The sequence below is a fragment of the Pseudoalteromonas tunicata genome (genome assembly GCF_002310815.1).
Lineage (GTDB): Bacteria > Pseudomonadota > Gammaproteobacteria > Enterobacterales > Alteromonadaceae > Pseudoalteromonas > Pseudoalteromonas tunicata.
Genome location: NZ_CP011032.1, coordinates 577,900 through 603,571, shown reverse-complemented (window position 1 = coordinate 603,571; position 25,672 = coordinate 577,900). Strand labels below are relative to the sequence as shown.

The 25,672-nt window shown below is 35.6% G+C and carries 23 protein-coding genes and 1 tRNA gene; 5 read left to right on the top strand and 19 right to left on the bottom strand.

Annotation, left to right across the window (positions count from 1 at the left end; genetic code table 11):
- The first annotated feature begins 10 nt into the window (after window positions 1–10).
- Both PTUN_RS02725 and PTUN_RS02720 read left to right on the top strand, forming a co-directional pair.
- On the top strand, window positions 11–703 hold the full coding sequence (locus PTUN_RS02725) for a sulfotransferase family protein (protein WP_009838158.1): 693 nt from the start codon (window positions 11–13) through the stop codon (window positions 701–703).
- Window positions 704–768: 65 nt separating this feature from the next.
- Window positions 769–2,670, top strand: coding sequence for a tetratricopeptide repeat protein (locus tag PTUN_RS02720; RefSeq protein ID WP_009838157.1), 1,902 nt, complete (start codon window positions 769–771; stop codon window positions 2,668–2,670).
- A gap of 1,296 nt (window positions 2,671–3,966) precedes the next feature.
- On the opposite strand, the gene PTUN_RS02715 is transcribed toward PTUN_RS02720, so the two are convergent.
- The 18 genes from PTUN_RS02715 to PTUN_RS02630 form a co-directional block, all read right to left on the bottom strand.
- On the bottom strand, window positions 3,967–5,697 hold the full coding sequence (locus PTUN_RS02715; protein WP_119081635.1) for a hypothetical protein: 1,731 nt from the start codon (window positions 5,695–5,697) through the stop codon (window positions 3,967–3,969).
- A 792-nt stretch (window positions 5,698–6,489) separates the two neighbouring features.
- A complete protein-coding gene (locus PTUN_RS02710; protein WP_069358437.1) occupies window positions 6,490–8,532 on the bottom strand; it encodes a type II secretion system protein GspD in 2,043 nt (680 codons plus the stop codon).
- Window positions 8,533–8,543: 11 nt separating this feature from the next.
- Window positions 8,544–9,122, bottom strand: coding sequence for a hypothetical protein (locus PTUN_RS02705; protein WP_009838154.1), 579 nt, complete (start codon window positions 9,120–9,122; stop codon window positions 8,544–8,546).
- Complete coding sequence (locus tag PTUN_RS02700; RefSeq protein WP_009838153.1) at window positions 9,123–9,683, bottom strand: hypothetical protein; 561 nt, start codon at window positions 9,681–9,683, stop codon at window positions 9,123–9,125. It abuts the gene before it with no gap.
- A complete protein-coding gene (locus PTUN_RS02695; protein WP_009838152.1) occupies window positions 9,676–10,800 on the bottom strand; it encodes a hypothetical protein in 1,125 nt (374 codons plus the stop codon). Before PTUN_RS02695 ends, PTUN_RS02700 begins: the two co-directional genes overlap by 8 nt.
- A gap of 5 nt (window positions 10,801–10,805) precedes the next feature.
- Window positions 10,806–11,699, bottom strand: a complete 894-nt coding sequence (locus tag PTUN_RS02690; RefSeq protein ID WP_009838151.1) for a type II secretion system minor pseudopilin — start codon at window positions 11,697–11,699, stop codon at window positions 10,806–10,808.
- A complete protein-coding gene (locus PTUN_RS02685; RefSeq protein WP_083781271.1) occupies window positions 11,696–12,400 on the bottom strand; it encodes a prepilin-type N-terminal cleavage/methylation domain-containing protein in 705 nt (234 codons plus the stop codon). The genes PTUN_RS02690 and PTUN_RS02685 overlap by 4 nt, the downstream gene beginning before the upstream one ends.
- Window positions 12,375–12,818 (bottom strand): type IV pilus modification PilV family protein, encoded by a 444-nt coding sequence (locus PTUN_RS02680; RefSeq protein ID WP_009838149.1) that lies wholly within the window; start codon window positions 12,816–12,818, stop codon window positions 12,375–12,377. The genes PTUN_RS02685 and PTUN_RS02680 overlap by 26 nt, the downstream gene beginning before the upstream one ends.
- Complete coding sequence (locus PTUN_RS02675) at window positions 12,805–13,254, bottom strand: prepilin-type N-terminal cleavage/methylation domain-containing protein (protein ID WP_009838148.1); 450 nt, start codon at window positions 13,252–13,254, stop codon at window positions 12,805–12,807. Before PTUN_RS02675 ends, PTUN_RS02680 begins: the two co-directional genes overlap by 14 nt.
- Window positions 13,255–13,257: 3 nt before the next feature.
- On the bottom strand, window positions 13,258–14,460 hold the full coding sequence (locus tag PTUN_RS02670) for a type II secretion system F family protein (RefSeq protein WP_009838147.1): 1,203 nt from the start codon (window positions 14,458–14,460) through the stop codon (window positions 13,258–13,260).
- The gene (locus PTUN_RS02665) at window positions 14,460–16,112 is read right to left on the bottom strand and encodes a GspE/PulE family protein (RefSeq protein ID WP_009838146.1); all 1,653 of its coding nucleotides are present in this window, start codon (window positions 16,110–16,112) and stop codon (window positions 14,460–14,462) included. Before PTUN_RS02665 ends, PTUN_RS02670 begins: the two co-directional genes overlap by 1 nt.
- A complete protein-coding gene (gspG, locus tag PTUN_RS02660) occupies window positions 16,112–16,522 on the bottom strand; it encodes a type II secretion system major pseudopilin GspG (RefSeq protein ID WP_009838145.1) in 411 nt (136 codons plus the stop codon). The genes PTUN_RS02665 and gspG overlap by 1 nt, the downstream gene beginning before the upstream one ends.
- 167 nt (window positions 16,523–16,689) lie before the next feature.
- A complete protein-coding gene (gene wecA, locus PTUN_RS02655; RefSeq protein ID WP_050760027.1) occupies window positions 16,690–17,751 on the bottom strand; it encodes a UDP-N-acetylglucosamine--undecaprenyl-phosphate N-acetylglucosaminephosphotransferase in 1,062 nt (353 codons plus the stop codon).
- A gap of 200 nt (window positions 17,752–17,951) precedes the next feature.
- On the bottom strand, window positions 17,952–18,878 hold the full coding sequence (locus tag PTUN_RS02650; protein WP_009838143.1) for a Wzz/FepE/Etk N-terminal domain-containing protein: 927 nt from the start codon (window positions 18,876–18,878) through the stop codon (window positions 17,952–17,954).
- A gap of 81 nt (window positions 18,879–18,959) precedes the next feature.
- Window positions 18,960–21,620, bottom strand: a complete 2,661-nt coding sequence (locus PTUN_RS02645) for an SLBB domain-containing protein (protein ID WP_415906947.1) — start codon at window positions 21,618–21,620, stop codon at window positions 18,960–18,962.
- Window positions 21,621–21,734: 114 nt separating this feature from the next.
- Window positions 21,735–22,514 (bottom strand): DUF481 domain-containing protein, encoded by a 780-nt coding sequence (locus tag PTUN_RS02640; RefSeq protein ID WP_009838141.1) that lies wholly within the window; start codon window positions 22,512–22,514, stop codon window positions 21,735–21,737.
- Window positions 22,515–22,547: 33 nt separating this feature from the next.
- Window positions 22,548–23,366, bottom strand: a complete 819-nt coding sequence (locus tag PTUN_RS02635; RefSeq protein ID WP_009838140.1) for a mechanosensitive ion channel family protein — start codon at window positions 23,364–23,366, stop codon at window positions 22,548–22,550.
- A gap of 83 nt (window positions 23,367–23,449) precedes the next feature.
- Entirely contained in the window at window positions 23,450–23,815 is a 366-nt protein-coding gene (locus tag PTUN_RS02630) for a YbaN family protein (RefSeq protein WP_040643807.1), read from the bottom strand.
- A gap of 104 nt (window positions 23,816–23,919) precedes the next feature.
- Here PTUN_RS02630 and PTUN_RS02625 point away from each other — a divergent pair.
- The 3 genes from PTUN_RS02625 (at window position 23,920) to PTUN_RS02615 (ending at window position 25,200) form a co-directional block, all read left to right on the top strand.
- Window positions 23,920–23,995: transfer RNA gene (locus PTUN_RS02625), tRNA-His, on the top strand.
- A gap of 114 nt (window positions 23,996–24,109) precedes the next feature.
- The gene (locus PTUN_RS02620) at window positions 24,110–24,682 is read left to right on the top strand and encodes a YceI family protein (protein ID WP_040643806.1); all 573 of its coding nucleotides are present in this window, start codon (window positions 24,110–24,112) and stop codon (window positions 24,680–24,682) included.
- Between the two features lie 2 nt (window positions 24,683–24,684).
- On the top strand, window positions 24,685–25,200 hold the full coding sequence (locus PTUN_RS02615; protein WP_009838137.1) for a DUF1285 domain-containing protein: 516 nt from the start codon (window positions 24,685–24,687) through the stop codon (window positions 25,198–25,200).
- A gap of 65 nt (window positions 25,201–25,265) precedes the next feature.
- On the opposite strand, the gene rpmE is transcribed toward PTUN_RS02615, so the two are convergent.
- On the bottom strand, window positions 25,266–25,481 hold the full coding sequence (rpmE, locus tag PTUN_RS02610; protein WP_040643805.1) for a 50S ribosomal protein L31: 216 nt from the start codon (window positions 25,479–25,481) through the stop codon (window positions 25,266–25,268).
- Window positions 25,482–25,672: the final 191 nt, after the last annotated feature.

Below are 25,672 nucleotides of genomic sequence, written 5' to 3'. Positions count from 1 at the left end.
AATTTTAGTTATGATATCCACCTTTGATAACTGCCTTTTTATTCATATCCCAAAAGCGGCTGGGCAAAGTGTTGAGTCGGTTTTTTTACAACGTGCCGGACTTAATTGGGAACAAAGAGAACTGTTTTTATTAAAGAAAAACTCAGACCCAAAACTAGGCCCACCTCGTCTAGCTCATTTAACGGCACAAGAATACCTTGATAAGGGCTATTTAACTCAAGAGCAATTCAAATCACTTTTTAAATTTACAATTGTGCGCAATCCATGGGACCGACTAGTTTCTGAATATCTCTATAAAGGACACACATTTTCTTTTAAAGATTTCTTATTTAAATTCTACCCTAAAATAGGGGATGACGATTTTAAAGGTTTTAACGGTATTTATAGGCATGTCATGCCTCAATCTACCTTTATTCTTGATCTTGAAGGAAACTTACTAGTTGATTTTATTGGTAAGTTTGAAAACATTAATCATGATTTCGCTGAAATAACACGTATTATTACAGGGTCCCCCCTACAGCTTCCTCATAAAAATAAAACTCAAAAAACGAATCCAATCTTAAATAAGTTGTTATCTTTTCAAAACAACGATAAAAAGAGTAAAAGTTACACTCAATACTATGACCTTGAAAGTCAGGAATTTGTTGCTGACCTATATCAGCAAGATATAAAACTATTCAATTATGTATTCGAGTCAAAATAAGCAAATTACTACACGAGGAATGTGTGTAGTACCTTTTTTAAATTAGAAATGAAATAGAGAATAAAATGGAAGAAATATTAAGCCAAGTAAATGAATTGATAAGTAAAAATAAAATAAAAAAAGCACTTACCCTAATAAAAAAAGTTAATTCAAAAAATGTAACTTATGGCTCTTTAGACTTAGAAGGGGTATGTTATTTTCACAACAATCAATTTGCATTAGCAATAACTAGGTTTGAAAAAGCCCTAAAAATCACACCTAACAACATAGAAAAAATAAGAGTACTCAGCAACCTAGCATCAGCACACATTAAATCAAACAATAAAGAAAAAGCACTTGATTGTTTTATTGCAGCGCTTCAACTAGACCCTTCTGCAAACAACGCTCAAACACGTTTAAAAATTTGCCAGCTAGCCTGTGAACTTGAAAAGTTCGATTTAGTCCTTGAATATGGCGAAAAACTAAGACTTTTAACGGATTATTCTAATGAAGCACTACATTTACTGCTCATTGCCAGCTTTAGTAACAATGATAATGTAAAAAAAGAATATTACAGCACAAAATTGCTTTCTGAGTGTGTAAATTTCTCTTCTGCTAGCAGTCAAAAATTCCTCAATCTTATGTATTTAGCAAACGATAATGCACTAGGTAATAAGCTATTAGAACTATTAAAACCTAAACACAATCATGAAAAATGGTTCGCTCAATTTAGTCAGATTTTTAACCCCCAACAGCAAACAATTCCTTTATTAGACAACGCCTCTATCCCAGCAAAAAAAGTAATCGGCTCAAATAAAAAACTAGTTAAACTCATTAATCGATTGTTCGAAAATAATATAGAACATGGCGCTAGCTTTCACCCTCGACTAAGAGTGTTTGAAGAAAATAATAATTTATCTATAAAAGTTTTCTCTAACAACCAAAGTAACGAAAGGCTACTAGATATCCCCCTTAAGTGTATGCCATTACTTAATGATTACGAGATTAGCCTAACAGATGATGATTTATTGGTGACAAAACCCAAATCAAATATGCTCAATCCATCGGCACAAGAAACAATGCAGCTAATGGTCGAAATATATAATGAAAGTCAAAAAATAAAGGCGTGGAAAGCTTGCTGTCCATTTTTTACTTTGCAATCAAACCCAAGTTTATTAGATAAATTAGTGTCGGGTAAAGAGTTTAATCAAAAGGTTCAAAACTTTAATATACTTAGTAAAAATAATGAGTTAAACATTCTGGCAATTGAAAGCTTTTTTGGTTCACGTACTTTCAGCTACGAGCAAAAAGCCTTATCAGCTTTAGGTATTGTTTCTGAGCGTCCTATTGAACTTGGCTTACTCTCAATCATTGATTTTTTAAACCATAAAGTTAAAACAAATTATTATAATTTAAATCAAACATCTTTGAGTGTTTCAGGGCAACCCGACCTTAACAATGCTGAGCTGTTTGTACATTACAATAATTATGATCCATTTTTAACCTATTTGATTTATGGATTTATCGATACCCAAGCACCATGGTTTTTTAGCGTGCCAATAACCGTTCAAACCAGTGATAATACCTCGTTATTTATTCTCGGCAATTCAACAACTCAATCTACTGATAATATCTCAGAGAATGGCGATTACTTAGCAGACTTTGCACCCGATATAGTTACTCTTGAGCAAAACAAATTTCAAATAGACAAAATGGTTATCCCCGCGGTAGACAATAGTGTGTTATTGACTGAAACATTAAAAATGATTCTTATGTCAATTGATAAGGACAATAGCTACCTCAATGATACCAAGCTAATGAATGAAGTTTCTCATTTAGAAAAACAAATTATTCTAAAAAACTATCACTATTGGTTAGAAGTAAAAAAATTAAATACCCCAGAGAATAACGATGTGAGTTTACTGGTTAACACCGCTTTAAATCACTTAACACAGTATGCTAAATACAATGGCATTTCTTTATTTTAATATAAGTGCTTATTCTTATAACAAGGGAAAAAAGCAACAAAATTAGGCACTGCTAGTATTACATACACGCTAGTTAATAGGCTGAGAATTCAGCCTATTTTTAATTACTTGCAAATCCTATTAGCTAATCACGAAAAATAAACTCCTTAATTTAACATTCTAAAATAGCACGCATTGTGTTTGAATAAATTCCAAACCGGTTGGTCAATCTGTATAACTAGGCACTTCACTCCTACACAAGGCCTCTATTATGTAACTTTAATTCTGGATAAAAAAATTTACTACAATTCAATTAAAGGTAAATATCTCAGTTATTCATCCCTAGCCAGAGACTTTTAAGCGTAAAAAGGCCGATTAATGGACCAAGTGTCAACAACAATCCAATAACGAGAGAGTGGGCTTATTACAAGTTAATCCAACGTTATTAACTTAGAAAATAGCTGCCAGAGATAGATTTATTATCCAGTATTAAAATTATAGCGCTATATGCATATATTCTAGCCTCTAACAGCAAGTTGCTCTCACCTACCCTAAAGTATAGATGTTTAATATATGATTGCTTAAGAGTGCACCTGGTTCTTTTTTACGGTAATTCGATCATGACTTCCCTGTTGAATACCTCCATACCAAACAAAATTACCTTTGAAGTGTTCAACCAACTTAGCTAAATTATCGCACGCATGTAAGACACAATGTCGCTTAAATCTGCTCAATATTTACCTTTATAAGTTCAGCTTAATACTTATTATTCTTGCCTCTGACTTTATTTTCAGATTATTTAAAACGAATAAAACTTCAAACCCTGTCTTTATTATTAGCCTAGCTTAAAGTAATACGATGTTTAGGTAGAGAGGTACTCGAGATTTTGCAACATGGCATCTGCTGGGAGCGGTATTTAAGTGAACCATGATTTTATTTAAGGCAGAGAGCCCGCATTGGATTAAGAAATGACACCTTACTTAACCTGAGTTCTGGATAAGAGATTTGCCAACATATAATTAAAGTTTGATTTCTTAGCTATTCTTTTCTAGTCAGAATTTTACAAGGATAAAAAGGCCAATTGTCGCGTCAATAGCTCGGCTATGGCACGTTAATCCAATGCAGTTAACGTTGTAAATAGCTGTCTGAGATAGCTTTGTATTCCAGTATATAGCTTACTTACAGAACTACGACAAGGAGTTTAACCTTATTGGCGGGTTCAAACGAGTTAACGCGCGATTAAATAAATAACCAAACGATATAAAATAAAAAAGCGAGCCGAAGCTCGCTTTTTAACTACTTAAACTTAGCGGTTGCTTAGTTTACGTTAGTTTTGAAAGTACCTAAATGGATACGATCTTGACCTTCAGCAGTGATTTTAGCGCCGCCGTATACGAACACGTCTTTTGAAGGAACGTTAGTTACAACTTCTAAAGCTACTTTGAAGCCAGTAGTTGTAGAGTCATAACCTTCACCTTTAAGTGCGTCAGTTACTAGGCCTAACATATCACGTACGCCAGGTTTTGCATCTTTGATGCCAGCTGCTGCAAGTGATTGCCATGCAGTGTGAACACCTTCAACCATGTAACGAACTGTGATATCACCAGTTTGTGTACCAGCATTAGTGTGGCGTAAAATTGGTTGTGTAGCTGGACCAAATGGAACATAAGGAACAACAACAACAGAACCATTTAATTTCCATGTACCAGCTGCTGTTTTAGCAAGTGATGGCATGTTTACAGCTTTGCTACCAACTGATTTATCAGACATAGTATCAACTTTAACCGTGAAATCTTGAACAGAAATCATTGGGTTAGTGCCTTTACCTGAATCATAGCCTGGAACATTGAATGTAATAGTGTTAGTTGCATCTAATGCAGCACCAACAATATTAGTAACAATTGTTAATTCAGTGTTTGTAGCATTAAGAGCTAAAGACTTAACTGTATCATCACCACCAGCTAAAACAGCAACATTCGCAGCCATTAACTCAGCTGAAGATAATTTGCCATCTTTGTTTGTATCTACGCTTGGCGCATAAGCCCAAGAGAAATCACCAGTAACAACATAAGTTGTATTAGCAGGAACTAATACGTTAGCAGATGTTGGGTTTTTAGTGTGTTTAACAGCTAAAACATCAGCTGTTAAGTTGTTAGCAAATTGTTGACGATCTTTACCTACATCGATATCTGCATCAAGTAACGTAGTTACTTCTGTAGTGTATTGTGGAAGTAAAGATACAATCGTTGCAGCTGTTGATTCATCAAATTTAGTACCTGATGTATTAGTACCAAAAGAATTAACCATTACAGAAGTAGTAGCAGCAAGACCTGTAGAATCTAGGAAGATGTTGCTTAATTCTAAAATACCGTTACCACGAACAAAATCATTCGCTGGAGTAGTTGCTTTAACGGTGAAACGAATTTGTGAATCAGTGATATCAAGGATATCAAATGTCACACCAGCACCAGCTTGACCAGCTGCTGCAACAGTAATAGATGGAGCAGTTGTTTTAGTTAAATCTAATTTAGCGCCAGAGAATTGGAACGTTAACGTATCTTCAGCTTTGTAACCACCGATACCAGCAACAATAACTGGTTTAATTTCAAGTGCTGTAGCTTGAGTGTACTCAAGACCATCTTTAGCAGCGGTAGTAGAAAGAACTGGTTTAACAGTTGCAAGACAAGCATTAGCAGCTGTAGTGTGTACTGTTGTTAATTCACGACCTGAACCATCAGCAAAAGTAGCTACGTCGCCACCTGAACCATCAGCAGCAACAGCGTGAGCAGCTGTACCATCAGCTTTAGTTAATGAAACACCATAAAAAGCAGCTAATGCTTTACAGTTAGCTGAATTTGTTGCATCTGCAGCTGTACCGAACACACCAGAAGCACCTAGAGCAGTACCTTTAGCGTGAGCTTTAGCAGTACCAATTGCTGTTTGTTGTAAAACAGCAGTAGTTGCTGTTACGCTTGTTTTTACCACAGCTGCATTAGCTGCTACAGAAACACCAGTAATTGCTAGTGCTAGTAGAGTTTTCTTGAACATAATTTCCATTCTCCAAGTTTCATGAAACTGAAACAATAGTATTAGTCTATTATTTCACATACTTTTTTTATTGTACTTAGGCCGTCACCTAAGCAACAACCAAACGCAGCAAGTTTAAGCCTGCCGACAACAAACTGTCAACATTTTACCTTACTGAATTTAATCATATTAGCGTAATAAAATACGAAGCGTTCTGCTTTTATCGTGTTTTACTGCGCCAATACATTCGTTACAGGGTATTCAGTTTAGAATAAATTTAAAAATAAGCTATAACGAACACCGAGTCTACTCAACTTTTTTCAACTTATCAACGAATAATCAATAACTTTATTGTTACATTTTCGCATAATTGACCAGTCGCTTAATACTTTATTCTCACTATTACTGCTAGAGATTTATTAACCAAGAGTCTAAATATCATACTGAGGCTTAGCTTATACTCTTCATCGAGATTAGCTAATCAAAAGCAATACCTCATCACCTCACAGTTTGAACTAGCTAACCACCCGTTAATCAAAACCTTACGTATACTATTAGTTAAACTTAACTTAAGCTCACTTAAGCTCGAAACAGAATAATAAATCTATTTTAGGCTGCTGTTTTCAACGTTAATGGCGTTGAATTAACGAGCCATTAACGTAAAAATCCGCCTTATTACCTTTAAAAACCTATGGCTAGAGATAATAACCTAGGTATTTATTTACTTTTATTTGTTGGTAAATCTTTTATCCATAACTGCGGTTAACTAAACCTTTAATGCTAACTCTCACCGTTTTACACTTGTTTACATTACTATTTTTGCGGTAGCTTTAAATTTTCAAACGCATTATCAAACAGTTTTTTAACATCATCCCATTCACTCGATGACTCAATTACTCTAGGTGTCACTAAGATAACCAACTCAGTTTTATCACCACTTTCAGTGTCGGCGCGAAATAAATTGCCTAAAATAGGGATACCTGAAAAGAAGGGAACACGAGATGCTTTTGTACTTTTATTTTCGCTAATTAAACCACCTAAAATAATTGTTTGGCCACTTTCAGCCACGACTTCGGTATTAATTGTACGCTCAAATACACTAGGATTACCCGAAACGGTAGAGCCCGACTCAACCTGATTAGATATTTTCTGTTTTATTTCCATCAAGACAATGCCTTGAGCATTGACAGTTGGCGTAACCGCGAGTTCAACCCCTGTTTTACGGTATTCAATTTTTGTGGTTTGTCTGTCACCATTGATTGGGTCAGATGCGGTTTCTCCCACAATTGGAATATCAGTTCCAACATTAATGGTTGCATTAACACCATCACGAACAACTAACGATGGGCGTGACAAAATATTAACCAATGAGTTAGTTTGTAACAAATTAACAATCAGTTTACCTTGTGTTCCTTGCAGCAAATAAGATAAGCCACCAAAACCGTCACCCATAAATGCTTTTTCGGTTGATGTTCCATAATTTCCATTTTTGAAAGCAAATTCGACGCCTTGTTTAAACTCATTAGTTAAAGACACCTCAGCTATAATGACTTCGAGCATAATTTGTTTAGGCAAAATATCTAACCGTTTAACAAGCGGTAAAATTTGCTGGTACTTTTCACCCGTAGTAAAAAAAATAACCGAATTTGAACGCTCATCAATTACCATCTTTAAATCTTCTGAGCTTGCGGTTACTGCGCCACGCTTTCTGCTATTTTCTTGAGCTGCCGAGGTACTTGTTGTTAATGAGCTTACCTCACCAATTAACGCTTCTAAACTTTCGCCCATATCAACAGCTCTTGAATATTGCGGCTGGTAAATAAAGTATTGCTTCTCAGCTGTATCAATTGGCTTATCTATTTGATTTGCCCAAAAAATTGCTCGCTCAATTACATCTTGTTTAACCGCAAAAAAGATTAAACGATTTTGCTTTTCCATGTTGACGACGGTAATTGTACTGCTGGTATCAATTCCATCGCCTAATTTAATCCCTTCTTGGGTCAACAGTTCCTTTAACTTGGTTAATAATTCAGTACCATTAACAAAGGTGGATTTGTAAACTCCAATATGTCTATTAGCAATTGCGGGTCGGTCAAAAATATCAATTAATTCTAGGGCCCTTAAAATATCTTGTCGCTTACCAAAGATATTAATGGTATTACGAGCAGGATCTGACGTTGATTTAACACCAATCATTTGCCGTAAAGTATTTGACATCGAGAGTTGCATGCCATATTCAAACGGTACCATTTGCACAATATCACCACTTGTTTGTGGCACATCGTTGATACTTTTACCATAGCCATAAGTTAAATCTGTTTGGCCTTGCTCTGAATTTTTTTTATGGACATAAAAAATATTATCATTAAATCGAATGGTATAACCACGCTCATCTATCAGTTCTTCGGTTAAAAGAAACAACTTACGCTCAGTGACTGCATTTTGAATATTTAATGTAACCGATTGGCTATCTGCCTTTATTTCATCAGATAAGACGTAGCTTACTTTTAATCTTTCACCTAAAACTAAATGTAAAAAGTCTTGTAATGGCAGCGTTTCTGCACTCATTTCGATCGTTTTTTGTTCACTAAAACGGTCTATAACGTCATTGGTTATTTGTGCCTGCTGCTGTATGACTTGAAAAGGAGTTAAATACTCTACTTTTTTATCTGGTTCGTTATTTTGGGATGCTTCATTTTTTTCATTTACAGCTGCCTCATCGCCATCGGCGACAACAGATATATTTGAATGTAAATAAGATGGCTGCGGTGAAAAAGATTTATTCTGCGTTGCACTACAACCATTTAATACAAACAACCCAACAATAGTAATTGAGATAGCATTAATTTTATTCATTAAAACGCCTTTCATAATTCTGTATCTAATGGCTTTAAATTTTTAAACATTGTTAGATTTATACTTTGGAGAGAACCCGATCTGTCAATATCTAACTTAATTGATTTATTACTAATAATTGAAACTCTGTACCCATATAAATCTGATGATTCATCAACTCGTTTCAATTCAGAAATACCGGTTTGCATATTATCAACTAAAACTAAAGCATAAGTAAGCTTTGTAAAATTATCTCGAATAACAGCTTTTAGTGTCAATTTGTAATCATCAATAAAGAGCTCATTTAAATCGCCAGATTGCTTCAACTGCTCTTCAAGGGTTAGCTTTTTAACTACGGTGTCAACGATTGGGTCTAACTCATCTTTTACAACAAAACGCTCGTAAAGTTTGACTAGGCTTTTTGCACTTTCAGCTGAGATTGTATCGTCGACAAAATCGACAATTTCAACAACCTCGCTCTGCTGGGAGTTTATATTCCCCTGAAAGTTAAAAACAGTTAATGAGTAATAAGAACAATAAATAATAGCAATAAACAAACTAAATTTAACATCTAGTCTTTTCATATAACACACTACTGACTGTAAATTCATCTACTGACCTTTATCATTATGCATGTAATAACTTTTTGCCATGAATACCGTAACTATCCCTAAGTTCCCTGGCCTTTGCCCTCTAAATCCTAGATTTAATTTACTAATCACATGTACTTTAGGATCGGCACTTAATTGCAATAAATAACTAAATACCTGACTACCCTCACCTTCAAAACTATATTCAAGGTCTAATTTTATTATTGCAGGATTTGTCTCTTCATAATTGACCAACCAACCCAATCGCTTACTTGTTAATTGATATTGATTTAATTGAGCTTCTATTATTTTTTGTTGCTCTAACTTAAATCTACTCTCTTCCATATAAGGGTAGAAAAAAGTTGATATTTCACTTAGCTCAGCCTGAAGCTTTCCTTTTAATTCAATCAATTGCTCTTTATTTTCTAATAGAGAATTTGATTTTTCAATTTTTCTCAATGTGAGCTTTTGCTCACTTAACTCTCGTTCCTGCCACTCAAATACAGGTACGAAAAAAAATTTAAGAATTACCAAAAATAAAGCTATTGCTAATAAGGGCGCATGCTTTTTAAGTTCACTCATTTTTACTTTCAACCAAAGGGATTTTTATTTGATTTGGATTTACCAAAAAACTCATTGTAAAGCGCTCTCGAGCTCCATTTTTAGTTACTGGTAAATCAAATTTTGCATTAACAACATTTACTTGACTTGAAATAAGCTCTAATAAGTCTGAAGCTTGCTCGGTTTCACCTTGAATTATATATCGGCCAAGTTCAAAACGTACACTGCTTAGAGTGGCGATATCAAAAACAGGAGCAAGCGTAATATACAAAGCTAAATGATTATTTTTATTACTAAAAATAGAATATAGCGATTCATACTTTGTTCGTTCTATTTCAAATTCATCATTATTGACAAGCATGTAACTTAATTCATTCTTCATTTGATTAACTTGCTGTTCTAAATAAATACCACGAGAAAAAATTAACAATGAACTGATCATTAAAAAGCATGTAAATAGTAAGAAACCTGGTAATAATAAATTTTTAATTACAGATAAAAAATCAATATTTCGATTAATTTTTAAAAATGGAAATAGCTCTAAAAATTTTATTCCTTTGATACCTGAAATTAAAGGTACAGCTAAATTTTCAGCGGTTATATCTTCAGTTCTTTGGTTTATCACCCCGATGGACATAGAAAATCGTTCAAAGCTATCAATCCAACCGTGCTTTCTAGCACTTGTAATAATATTATTTCGCAAGCGGGTAACAAAAAAATCACGTTCAGGGCCACTCACTATCTTTATAATATGATTATTTGAAACTAACTTCGCAAAGACAAAAGACTCAGGGATATAAAATAAAGACTTTACAGGTATAAAAGAAAAAGACCACTTATTAACAAATGTCGCATCAGGTAATTTACTCGCAATAAGAAGCGCATTAGTGTCATTTTTTTCTAATTTGATCAGTTTTGCGATTTCAGATGATTCTGCTACAGGAAGCTTTATTGATTCCTCATGATAATATTCATTAGCAACAATTAGAAAGATGGGAGTGAAATCATCAACTACCTCAAGCTTTTTTTTAATATAATTAATCTGGTATAACGTTCCATTGTAATAGCCAACTTTTGATAAAAAAAAGCTAAATATATAATTTTTTATTTTTTTTAAAACACTTAAATTTTGTTGCATGCTATTTAATTTCGTTCTGACAGAATAGTATATGGAGAAACCTTACCTGTAGCATAAGGCTTAAATTTTATTACGAACTCTTTCTTTAAATTAATGCTATCGTATTCAACTTGATAAGTTATTCTTAGTGTGTTTGAGACAGTGAGCCAAGTATTATCATTATCATGAATACCTGTTATATCTTCAAATTTACCTCTTGATAATGCATTCTCATTTCGAAGTCTTTCAATTATTCGTTCTGAGCCAACATTTTTTGTAATACTTTTAATCAGCTCTTTTGATGCACTCATAGGATTAAAGTGACCAATAAAACTGACTGTTGTATTATCAAATAAAAGCTTTTTTTCTTCATCACTCAGAAGTACAACTTTTTCTAGCTCTTCTAGATCATTTAGAGGTCCATTTCTGACACTATTTAAGTCTACTGAATCTCTACCAAACTCTCTGCTAATACTATCTTTATCCTGCCAGTCTAACAAACTATCAATGATGATACGAGCTCTTGTTAAGCCTATATTATTGCTAATCAAAAACTGTTCGAGTAAATCAATATTGGGTTTATGGAGATTTAACAAGCCAGCTTGATCCTGAATTTTTATAGTCACAAAATCATTTATATTAAAAGGCTGACCATGAAAGTTCCATCTATGGCTCGCCTTGTTTGAAGAAGTGTCTATTGGTTGCTCTGAGTTATACAGCAGCTTATCCGTGGTAAGTAATTCAAATAATAACTTTGAGTGGGCTGAATACAATAATGCTTCAGCTTCAGCTCTCTTTTGAGCCAAACTTGCCAAATGAATTTGCTGTTTAGCTGTTTGATTCAAATAAAGCGCAAAAACACTCAAAATAGCAGTTATAATTAATACCTGAATTAAGGCTATCCCTTTTCTGTAAATCATTGGGAACCTTCTAAGTAAGGTGTTAAATAACGTAATGAGTTCTTTTCAATGTCTGAAGAAAATGAAAAGGAGAAGCGCTCACTATCGATAAAAACCTCTATTTCATTTGGCAATGCTTGAGAGTCTAGTCCCGAAAAGTCATCTCTCCACGTTGACAATACACCTGTTTGACTACTTTCTGATTTTGCAATGATGTTATCCCAACCTAAATAACTGAGTTTGAAACTTTTAATATTGCCGAGCAGTAAATAGCGATGATCAAAAACGATTTCTTGCTGTGCAGATAAAAGCAATACATTTTCGGTACTTACGCTTTGATAGACTAGATTGAACGTTTCATTTTCAGCACTTTCGAGTGACAATAAAAAAATTTCGGGGTATTTTTTAGAAAACAAACCTTTTTCAGTAATTGAGAGTAAACGACTTTCAGTACCAATAAAAAAAAAGCCATAATTAACTGTGCCCTGTTTTTCATCGTTAATTACAGCAGGTTCGATCCCTGATATAACATTTTCGAGTAACTCTATATTTCTAGTTAACTCTAAAGTACGATCGAAAGTACCTAGCTGTTTATCCCATCGATTAGCAAGTAATTGATAACTGAATGATCCTAAAAATAGCAAAAGACTTAAAATAGTGGTTGTTATTAACAACTCTATCAATGTGAAACCATTTTTATTCATGCCAAGAAACTTCACCATACTGATAGCTTTGATTTGTTGAGTTAACTGAAATTGATAGATCAACTAACCATTTTTTATATTTTTTCGGGTGAGTAACTAACGCACCAGTTTCTGGATCATAGCTTTTAGGTGGAGATTCATAAAGAGTAACATTAGCTGACCACTTATATTTAGCATTTAAAATATTACCTTGCCCTGACATTGATTCACTATCTGGTTTTGTATTAGATAAAATATTTTTTCTAATCTCTTTTTGAATAAATGGTACAGCAAAACTGATACTAACATGCTCTTCAGCCTTTATAGTTGAGACTACAACACCTTTATAAATTAAAGCCAACACTGAGATTGAGCTAAAAAGAATAACACTCGCAATCATCACTTCAATCAAAGTAAAACCTGCTCTTTGATTTTTTTTGCGATTATTTTTTAGCATCGGTATAAGGCTTATTGATTAAATCATTCAATGAAATTACGTCTTTTTTACTCATGAAGTTGACAACTATATCGATATCATTAGTAAAACCAGACTTATTGATAACAACTCTTTTTTTATCAAAAAAAAGCTGTTTATATTCTTTTACGGATTCAACCTTTCCATTGTTGAGATTTATAATCTCAAGCTGTTTCCCATCAATATTAATTTGAAAACTTTGACCAGTAATATATGCAACCTTACTTAAATAGCTAAACTCTCTTTTTAAAGTTAACAGTTCGGCATGCGATTCATTTTTATCTAATTGTTGCATTGTTAAAGGACCAACCAATCCCATTAATAACGCGACAACTCCCATAACAATCATTAACTCAATTAAGGTAAAGCCCTTTGAGTGATGCAATAAATTAGCCTGAGACAATGATCCAGTAAACATAACTTAAAAACCGACATCATTTAAAGAAACCATACTAAGTAGCATGACAACTACCACACTACCCACAAATCCACCCATAAATAAAATCATTAACGGTTCGATTAGTGTGGTCATTTTTGTGGTCCAGCTTTCAAATTCTTGACGCGAGCGGTTTGCAACTTCATTAAATACTCGCTCTAAATTACCCGACTCTTCACCAACCTCAAGGAGTGAGATAAAAAAATCAGGATAAAGTGAGGTCTGTTTTAATGAAGGAGTAAGTGCACTGCCACGTTTTACTTTTTGTTTTACGATTTCCATTTCGCGGCGCAGTTGATGGTTTTTAATGTTACCAGCTGAGAGGCCTAATGCTTTATCAATGGGTACACCGGCTTTTACCATCATAGCTAAACCGCTGTTAAAACGAATTCTCTCAATGGTTACAATCGCGGTTTTGATTACAGGCAGTTTGAGTGACGTATTTTGCCACCACGCTAAAAACTTAGGGCGTTTAGCAGCGGCAATAATGCCAAATACACTGGCGATTAAGCCAATTAACAGCAGGCCTTGGTACTGCATCATCCACTCGCTACTGCTAAGCATCATTTGGGTGTACCAGGGTAAGTCTTTTGCATCGGCAAACATGCTCGACATTTTTGGAATAATAAAATTAAAAATGAAGACAATGCTTAAAATACAGACAAAGAAAATAACGCTTGGGTACGTGAGCGAGCTAATTATTTTGCTGCGTAAGTCGCGTTTAAATTTTAAATCTTTGGCTAAATCAGCAAAAATTTCACTTAAATTACCCGACGCTTCACCCAGTTCAATCAGGTTGCAATAGAGTTCATCAAATACTTCGGGGTGCTCGCGGCACGCATCAGACAAGTTATTGCCTTTTTTGATGCTCTGATTGAGCTCATTGAGTAACTTAGCCAATGCAGGTTTTGCTTTGGTTTTACGAATGATATCGATACCGCGGTCAATTTTAACGCCCGATTCTAATAACAAACTCAGCTCTGCGGTTAAAAACTCTAAATCGGCCAGATTTACTTTATCACCAAAACTTAATACGCTTTTACCAGGCTCTTGATAGAGTTTAATTTCTGAGGGCAGTAAACCCTGCTTTTTCAGTAACTCTAGGGCATGAGCTTGGTCGGTGGCCTCAATCTGGCCATCGGTTTTAGCGCCTGAACTATCGTAAGCTTTGTAATTAAATAATGCCATTAACCCGCAACTCGCAATACTTCGTCAATGGTCGTTAACCCTTGCACTGCTTTGTATAAACCATCTTCAAGCAAGGTACGACGATTTAACGATTGGTTATGCGCTTTGGCTTTGTTGATAAAGTCAGCATCTTTTGGCATCGCTTTAATAGCATCATCACAACCTAAGTACTCAGTTACTGCCATACGGCCTTTGTAACCGGTATTAGAACAATGATCACAACCTGCCCCTTTGCGTAAATTAATTTCACCTAACTCAAATTTATCTGCAAATGCGGTTAAGTGATATTTTTCGATCAGCTGCTGTGCTTGTGGGTGTGGTTCGCTGCACTGGCTACAAATTTTACGCGCCAAACGCTGTGCGACTATCGAGACTAACGCAGCATTAAGTAAAAACTCTTCTACCCCTAAATCGAGTAAGCGAGTATAAGCACTGGCAGCATCGTTGGTATGTACGGTTGAAAATACTAAGTGACCCGTTAACGCAGATTGCAACGCGATTTGTGCAGTTTCTTTATCTCGAATTTCACCCAGCATAATGATATCAGGATCTTGACGTACAATACTTCTAAGACCAGCTGAGAAGTCAAAACCGATGTCGCTGTTAACTTGCACTTGGTTAATGCCTGGCAACTGATATTCTACCGGATCTTCAAGTGTGATGATTTTTACATCATCATTATTGAGTGCATTTAAAAAAGTATACAGTGTGGTGGTTTTACCTGAACCGGTCGGACCGGTTAATAATACTACACCCGCTGTGGTTCGAATATCTCGCTGGATCATGGCTTCGATATCAGCCGATAAACCGAGTACTGACATCGCATATTGCACATTATCTTTACGTAAAAAACGCATTACCACTGATTCGCCATCGTTTAGAGGCAGTGCAGATACTCGAATATCGATTTCTTGATTTGAGATTTTCATCTCAATTTTTCCATCTTGTGGACGGCGCTTTTCAGCGATGTCCATACCCGATAAAATCTTTAAACGCGTGACGATTGGTAGCTGCATTTTTGGTGCTAAACGCTCAACCTCATGCAATACCCCATCAACACGATAACGTACGCGGTAACGCCCCTGATAAGGCTCAAGATGCATATCTGATGCGCCTTGGCGCAAAGCACGCGATATTAAAGAGTTAAGTAGGTTAACTGTGGGTGCTTCGGTTGCAAGCTCACGTAGCCTATCATCTTCATCACCTATAAACTCAGAGTTATCCTCTTCTACCGTATGTTGCTCATATTGGCTCAGTAAGCTTTGAATATCAGATTCGGTTGCAATGAATAATTCAGCATTAATATTTTTTTTGCTTAACCATTCGTTAATGGTTAATTCTAAAGGAAAAACACACGCAAACTGCCAGTTATTACCATCAACTTTTAACGGTAACCAATTTTTAGATAACAGTAGTTTAAAGTCTTCGTCGGTAATTTTTGGCAACACTTGTTCTTGCCAAAAAAACAAGTCGAATAAGGGAATAGCTAAATAGCGAGATAAGAAATGAGGTACTTGGTCATCAGGCAAGCTGCCCATATTAACCAATATTTGCTCTAAACGACCACCAAAGCGCTGTTGAAAACTAAGAGCGCGCTCAAGGTCTGTTTGCGTGATAAAAAATTCATCACGCAATAATTGTGACATATCCATCAATTGTGAACTATATCTGCGTTGCTGTCTTCACCGCCAAGCTTACCATCGGCACCATAAGACATTATGCTGTAAGGACGACCATCTTCACCTGGAACTTTATAGATATAAGGATTACCCCAAGGGTCAAGTGGGATATCTTTTGGTAAATATGGACCATCCCAACGAGGTTCGGTGCCCGCTCGTAAGTCTTCTAGCTTTTGTGGGTATTTACCTAAGTCTAATCGATAAGTATCTAATGCAGTTTCAAATGCAGACATTTGAGTAGCTGCAATGCCACGCTCTGCCGTACTTAATTTGTTAAAAAATTTAGGTGCTACAAGAGACATTAGTAAGCCTAAAATAACGATTACAATCAGTAGTTCCATCATAGTAAAACCAGATTGAGGAGCTGAATTTCTTTGCTTCATAATTTTTACAATTTCTATGCTTAACGGATGTAATATGGGTGTCGATACTAACAATATTGCGAAGGACTGTCGATGGAAGAAGATTGATTGAAATACTTTTTTACGATTTTAAATATGAAGAATAACCAAGCCCTGATAAAAAATTTAAGGCTTGGCTAAATGGGTAATTAAGCTTTTTTCTTACGACGCCTTAAAAACCGTGCAACCTTCCAACAATGTTGAATACACGTTGAATAACCCATAAACACAGCAACAAATAACACCAACATTATGACATCAGGTACAGCTAAGAATTCCCCTAAAATCCCAATCCCACTCATTACCATAGAAAAAACGACAATAACTGAAAGTGCACGACGAGGACTAAACCCGATACGCATAAATACATGATGTAGATGGTCACGGTCTGCCATAAAAGGAGATTGTCCCTTTTTAACTCGACGAATAATAATTGCAAGCATATCCATTAATGGGATTGCGATTATCCATAAAGCAGTCACAGGGCGAAATGCAGAATTTTCACCTTGCGTACCCACCATTAAAAACCAAACAATACTTAAACCGATGAACATTGAACCTGCATCACCCATAAAGATTTTACGATTTCGATGCCCTTTAACGCCCAAATTAAACGCTAGATAAGGCACTATCGTGGCGATAATGATTAACGGTAAGGCAGCCAAAGAAAAATTGCCGCTGAACATCATCAGAAGAAACACTGATACAAGGGTGGTAATACTAAGCGAACCAGCAAGACCGTCGATACCATCAATCATATTAAATGCATTAATCGCAGCAATAACACAAACAATAGTAAAAGGAATACCTAACCAAGCTAAATCAATTACCCCAAAGGAAAATAAATCACCCAAATTATGGATATAAACTTCTGAACCCCACATCATTACTAATGCAACTAAGGTTTGAATGCAGAGTCTTATTTTTACTCCTAATTGGCGATAATCATCTATCACCCCTAAAACAACAATTGCTCCTGCACACACCAAATAGCTTACTAATGATTTATCTAATGGGAAAAACATCAGTACAGACATCAGCACAGCTACAAAGATAGACAAGCCGCCAATAAGAGGAATTGCTCCAATATGCTTTTTTCGCCCTGAAGGCACATCAACTAAACCCACCTTTATAGCTAGAGGTTTAATTGTAAGGATTGCAAAATAAGATGCAAAAAAAGCAAAAAATATCGTTAATGTTTCAGTAAACATGATTTTAAATACAATTCCAATTGTGGTGAATATTGTAATACAGGCCATAAAAAAAACAAATTTAATGGCATAAATATAAATCGTAAAAACAGCACCTTAGATAACCAAAATAGAAACTAAGATGCTATATAATTATCTGAGTTTAATTGCACTTGAAGCTTTTAACTTGCAAAAAAACTAAGTTAAATTCAGTTTTAAAATTAACTCTTTTTCAAAAAATAACGAATTAAAACAAAGCCGCAACCAAGTAAAAATCCAAGCACACTACCAAAAATACAAATAATGGCTCTTTTAGGGCTATCTTTTAATTCCGCAACGACCGCGGGATCAATCACCTTAAATACATATTGATCTCGAGCATTAGCTAACATTTTTGTTTGTTCTTGTTGCTCAATGAGCTCATAAAATATTTTTTGCATATCAGCGACAGCGGTCTGCCCCAATGCGGACGTAAGATATGCAATACTTTTATTTGCTTCATCAATGTCATCTTTCTTAATTTTTGCATTGATAGCGACTACAAGCTTGTCTGCAATATCTTTTGCTACGTAGGGCGAAACATGAAAGATAGAAATTGAAACTAAATTCGACTTTTTATCTGAATTAATAGATAAGTGCTCTTTAATAAATTTTTCGTGCACTTCTTGAGAGCTAGGTTCAGGTAAGCGAGGAATTTTAGCTTCACGAACCCAAACTTTTGACTCTGCATTATATACAGATGGTTTATAGGATACTTTATTAGTACCTAAATCCCAATTATCCGCAGCCATAATCAGAGGCTTCAAGTTATTTTTATCAATAAATTCAGCTATAAAGGCATGGCTTTTTATAATTTCAAGCGCAAGCGCTGATTTATCAACACCGGAAGAACCAAGCTTTACACCAGCCATGGCTGCCAACCCCCCAAATTGAGAGTTTAATTTAGACATGCCAGAATTTTGGCTTTCATCAGCTGCGGTCAGTAGTACTGTTGATTTATATATATTTGGTAACGATAACGCATAAAATACACTGCAAGCCGAACACAGAATCACCAATCCTACAATTAAGATTTTCCCTTGCCAGAGCGCAGAGATTAACTGAGTTAATTCAATCTCATCATTGAGTTTATTTGCAACTGATTGCATTAATTTTTTATTCCATATCTTAAATATTGAGCGTCAAAGCTTTGCAGATGTAAATCTGCAAAGCTTATTAAACACGATTTATTACAATGCTGAGATAGCTGCAGCAGCTAAACCTAACTGATAAATAATCTGAGTTGCAGTACTCCAAAGAGTCAACTTGTCCATATGTTCTGCATCAAGCGGCACAACGATAGTATCGCCTGGTGCTAAATATGTACCGCTATTTACTGAGAACCAACTACTTTCATTAGGGAGTTGTACTGAACCATTGGCTTTAATAATATAAATACGCTCTTCATCTGCACGTTGTTTATAACCACCACTGGCAGCAATATAAGCTTCGAGCGTCATTTCTTTATTAAACAAGTGTGAGGTTGCAAGGTTAACTTCACCAATAACACTGACGGTATTTTGTACAGCTGGAATGTAAAGCGCATCACCGTTTTCTAACTCTAAAGTTTGGCTACCATTATAAATATCATTAACATCAATAACCAAACGACCCAAGGCTTCAACTTTAGCCAAGTCATCTAATAGTTTATTAGTATCATCATAACTGAGCGATGAATCCGTTACTGAGTTTTGAAAGCTACGCGAGGCGATTTCACGACGTAAATCATCTGAAAGCTTTTTCAATTGTGCGCGTTCTTTGACACGAATTGACTCACGGGTAAAGATGGCTCCCTCAGGCGCTGAGAACTCAGTAAAACCACCTGCACGAGCAAGCACACTTTCAAGGGTTTCACCGCGCTTAATTGAATATGTACCAGGGAATTGCACCTCACCAATTAACTGAACAGAAACCTCTTCTTGCCAATTTGGTACTGCAAAAATGTTAATTGAGTCTTTACTTTTTAATTGGTACTTTTGGTCATTTTGATTTTGAAGAGCTGATTCAATATTAAAAGTGATGTGCTCAACTTTCTCTGCGCTATCTTGAGAAAGGCGAGTGACCTCAGCCTTTTCTAAATAAGCTGACTCTAACAAACCACCCGCTGCGGCCAATGCTTTGGCAAAATGAGCATTTTTAACTAGTGGATATACTCCCGGATAACGCACTTTACCATTAATTGCCAGCAACTGAGCTTCATCACCTGATGAAGCTTGTTGTTGTAACTTTAAAATAACTGGCTTTAACAACGCTCTTCTACTAAATAGCGAATATTCTTCTTCTTTTAATTCTTCTTTTTCGCCTTTAAGTAGCTGAGTTAAACTATCTACATCTTTTTCTTTTAACTCTTCTTTTTCTTCAAAGATACCGATATATTCTTGAAACTTTCTATTTTCATACTCTTGCCAAAGCTCAACCTTATCTTGTAAGGCTATTTCATCTTCAGTAAACGCCATTTTTGATAGTACACGCTTTTCATCAACTTTTTCTTCAAAACGGCTAAAAACTATCACTACATCTCTTGGCTGCAAGATTAAGTCCTTATCAACATGACTTAATACATCGACCAACGAAAACTGTAAAACTTCAATTTCACCTCGAATATTTTTTTCACGAATAATGAGTGAATAATCAAAATCAGCAATGGGTAATACATCGGTTTTTAATGAAGAAATAAGGGTTGAGATTTTATCTCCTTTTTGCCAAGCATAATTACCAGGATGAGAGACTGCCCCCATCAGTGTCACTGCATTCTCTAACTCTTTTGAAGAAGCTTGAACATTAACAGCGTCACCATCTTGCGGTGAGTAATCAAGTGGTTTTTGCGTGAAATCGAGCGTTAATACGGTTTTAAAGCTATTGTTAGAATAGCGCTCAACAATTGTTTTTTGTGGAAATGCTTCAGCCTTAAAGCCACCAGCCATTTTAATTAAATCTTCAGCTGTTTCATTTTGTTTTAATTCAAAAATTGCAGGGCGTTTAACTAAACCAGAAATTGATACTTGCTTACCAACTGCAGGGACAAAAACCACATCTCCCGGCTTTAACATCACGTCATTACGATTATCCCCATGGATAAGCAAATCATAATAATCGAGTGTCGTTATTGTCTGACCAGCTCGTTTTAATTGGATATTGCGCAGTGAACCAATTTCACTGATCCCTCCTGCAATAAACAGAGCGTGGCTTAATGAAGATAATGACGATACCGTATAAGCTCCAGGTTTAAATACTTCACCTAATACCATGACACGCATTGAACGTAACCGACCTAAAGAGACAAACGCTTTTACCCCAATAATTTCTTGCGATATTTTGGCAGTAATAAGCTCTTTTACTTCAGAAAAACTAAGGCCTGCAACTAACACTGGTGAAAGATCTGGAATTGCAAGACGACCCTCACGGTCAACCTCGACATCATAAAGCTGATTTTCTTTGCCATATAAATTAATTTGAAACTCATCACCTCGTCCGACAATATAACTATCGGGTATCGCTGATATTTCACTTGGCATAAATGACATAGGTTCGCCAGCAAACAAGTCATAGCCAAAAGGTTTAAGCTCTTGCACTTTTGGTTTAAATTTTTCTTCTAATTTATCTTCTTCAGAAAGAGCTTCTTCTTTGCGAGGAAAAACTGAGATTTCATCAACATTGCTCGCATCGCTCCCTTTTTTCGTTTTTTTATTTAATGTACTAAGATCGATACCGTATTGTTTTGCTAACGCTTCTTGTTGCGCTTTTGGTAATTTTTTAAATTGCTCTAGCTGCTGAGGGGTTGGAGTTGCGGCAGAAGCCTCAGCCATACCAAATAACATCAGCACGGAAAATATCAAGCTTAAAAATTTCACGCAAATCCCTTCTAAAAAGTTAAAATGAAAACAAAGAGCGACATTCTACCTGACTTTGCCTATAAAAAAAAAGGGAGCTGATGCTCCCTTTACAAATAATAACAATTTCAATGCTTAAAAGTTGTAAACCAAAGTTAATACTGTTTCTGTATCAGTATTTTCTTTATCGTCAGCAACATCACTATTGTGAGTCACATTAAAACCAACTTTCATTTGCATTGAGCCATTAATTTTAGTTAATAACGCAGTTTCTGATTTGGTTTTAGTATTAGTGCCACCGTACTCAACTTGTACTAACTGAGTAAAACGGGCGCCTTCACTAATTTGCCATTTAAAGTTAACCATACCAAGTGCAATTACTTCACCATCGGTATCACCAGCAAGTGAGTTTCCATTTGAATCTTTTTCGCTGCTAGTATCTGAATATCGGAAATACTTATAACCAGGACCCACTTCAGCATCGAGCGTCATGGCTGAATTCTCATAAAAGCGCGAACCATAACCAAGTGATGCTACCGTTTCATTGCGATAAGCACCAAAATAATCAGATACATGCGAGCCATATAGGAATAGATGTGAATGTTTTTCGGTAATGTTGTAACTACCTTTAGCCGACGCGGAGTACTTTTCATTAGTACGCTGCGTCGATTTTGAACCATCTTCAAGGCTTACTTCATCTTCTTTATACAAACCATCAAGCTTATATTCGTTAACCCAACTTTCTAATGTATGTTGGGCTGTTATCGCACCTTTGAATGTATTTGTTTTAGTATTACCACTGGTCAGAATTAAACCTAACTCACTCGATACTTGCCAGTTTTTATTCTCTTCAGTGGCATTTGCTTGCCCATGTAAGGCAGCTAAAACAATGGTTGCTAATAATATTTTTTTCATTCAAAAACCTTTACTTCATATACAATATTTAAATTATGCGTCTTTGTGTAAATGCACATCCATTTGTGGGAATGGGATCGCTATATTTGCATCATCCAATGCAATCTTAATGTTTTCCATTAATGCAAAATACGTTGGCCAGTAATCACCACTGTTTACCCAAGGGCGTACTACAAAATTAACACTTGAACTGGCAAGTTCTAACACCGCAACTGTGTAAGCAGGGTCTTTTAAAATACGGCTTTCGGCATTTAATACACTTTCAAGCACTTCTTTGGTTTGCTTTAAATCAGCGCTATAACTTACGCCAATTACTAAATCGATGCGACGTGTTGCTTCACGAGAAAAATTGGTGATTGGACCACCCATAATGGCCGAATTTGGCATGATGATAACTTTGTTATCAGGTGTACGTAATTCTGTTGAAAATATTTCAATTTTTTGCACGCTACCAGCTTTGCCACCAGCCTCAACATAATCACCCGCTTTAAATGGGCGTAAAATAATAATAAGCACGCCAGATGCGAAATTTGAAAGTGAACCTTGTAATGCCAAACCGATAGCTAAACCAGCAGCACCTAAAATGGCAACGAATGAGGTTGTTTGAATACCAAGTTGTGACAATGCCATTAAAATAACAGCAGCAAAAACTAACGCATGGACAATACTCGATAAGAAACTAGCAACGGCTTTGTCAACTTTACGTTTTTCTAATCCTTTGGCTGTCAATTTACCGACAAACTTAGCGATTTTATTACCAACAATAAAAATAACGATCGCTAATATTGTTTGGATCCCATAGTGAATCAACAAATCAGAGTTATTTTTCAACCATTCTAACGCTTTATCCATTTTGATATTCCTGTTTGTATCGAAAATTTAGCTGTTAATTATATCTGAACTTTATTTATACAGTTATTAAATATTAATTAATTTTATTTTTTACTACTTGGCCGACTAAGTATAAATCCCATTACACAAACCATAATAATAAACACCACTATCTTTAACCCAAGATGAATAGTTAAAAATTGTATTCCCAACATACAAAATAACATTGCAATACAAGCAAACCACTTTGCTCTTTTGGCTATGACCCCATATTGTTGCCAATTGATAATTAACTCACCAAAAATAGGATGTGCTAATAACCAATTGTGTAACCTTGGTGACCCTTTTGAAAAACAATAAGCTGCTAATAACATAAAAGGCGTGGTTGGTAATAAAGGTAAAAAGACACCAAATAAGCCTAAAGCCACAAAAAGCATGCCTAAAACACCCCAGAATGTATATTTAACCATCAAAACAGCCATTAACTTAAAAAAATTTCAAAAAATACTAGCATAGGTCTTCACAAGCTCAATCGTTTTATGTATTATGCGCGCCACACCAAACGGTGTTAGTGGCGGTTGTAGCTCAGTTGGTAGAGCCCCGGATTGTGATTCCGGTTGTCGCGGGTTCGATCCCCGTCAATCGCCCCATTAATTTCCTTCTAGCTTCAAATCTTAGTTACTTATTTTCCTTACCGATTTATTCTTTAACCAACAAATAAATGATAGACTGTGCCGAAATTTTAATTTTGGATTACTAGCATCATGTTAAAAGCCTTACTCTGCTCAGCCCTTTGTCTTTCTAGCATGCCATTACTTGCACATTGGCAAATAGATAACAGCCTTAGTCGTGTCAATTTTGTATCAGTTAAAAAAAATACCATTGCAGAAGTACATTCATTTAAAAAAGTATCTGGTGAAATAGAAGACGATGGTCTATTTGAGATGGATATTGATTTAACCAGCGTTGAAAGCTTAATTCCTATTCGTAATGATCGTATGCAAGAGTTTTTGTTTCAAACAAAACAATTTCCGAGCCTAAAACTCAGCGCCGATTTAAAAGATGTATTAGCGAAAACGAAAAAAGGCCAATCGGCAATCTTTAATATTGACGCAACTATTAATTTGCATGGCGTAAGTAAAGCAATTAAAACCGAAGTATTACTCACACACCGTGTAACCGGTGAATTAACTGTTGCTTCTTTAATGCCTGTTATTGTTAATGCTGCTGATTTTGGTTTAAGTGCTGGCCTTGATAAACTTCAAGAATTAGCTGGTTTGCCTTCTATCGCACAAGCTGTACCAGTCTCTTTTGTATTAACACTTGAAAAACACTAACGATGGATTTGTCGGCGCTTAGCCAACAACTTGAAGGTGCGATCCCGCCTCTAGATACATGGGATCCACCTTATTGTGGTGAAATTGATATAGTTATTAAAGCAGATGGTAGTTGGCACTATTTAGGTAGCCCTATCTCGCGTTTAGCTTTGGTTAAGCTATTTGCCAAAGTGCTTGTTAAAGAACAAAACAATTACTTTTTGAAAACTCCAGTAGAAAAAATCAAAATTCAAGTAGATGACGCTCCATTTGTGATTATTGATTGGTATCAGAGTGATACAGAGCAAGGCACCGTGATTTGCTGTGTTGATAATTTAGAGCGTACATTTTTGCTCAACCAAGCACATCCATTAATATTAAAACCCACAAGGTCGCAAGCTTTACCCTACATACAACTCCACCATGGACTGTTGGCTAAAATTAATCGCACCACGTATTATCAATGGGCTGAAATAGCACAGCAAATAGATGACGACTTTTTTATTGAGTCAGCGGGGATTTTATTTCAACTGGGTTAATATTTGACTTTAATAGATACAAAAAAAGCACCCTTAGGTGCTTTTTTTTGGACATTTACAACAAATTATTTTTTGCTGCTAAGTGCGCCAAAACGCTTGTTGAAGCGATCAACACGACCACCTGTATCAAGAATTTTTTGCTTACCTGTGTAGAACGGGTGACACTCAGAACATACGTCTAAGTGAATGTCTTTACACAAAGTAGAACGAGTTTCGAATTTATTACCACATGAACAAGATGCAGAAATTACTTCGTACTTAGGATGGATATCTTTTTTCATAGCAAACCTCAGTTAAGGCCGTATCGCTCTCCAAACCCGAAGTCTGGCACCATACGTTGTTAAACAAATGTAGTTAGGGCGCGTATATTAGACAAATCCGACGCACTTCACAAGATTTATATCTTAAGTCAAGTTAAAAACTATCATCAAATAAATAGAGCTGTGGATAAGCAAAGCTGTTTAGCTACTCG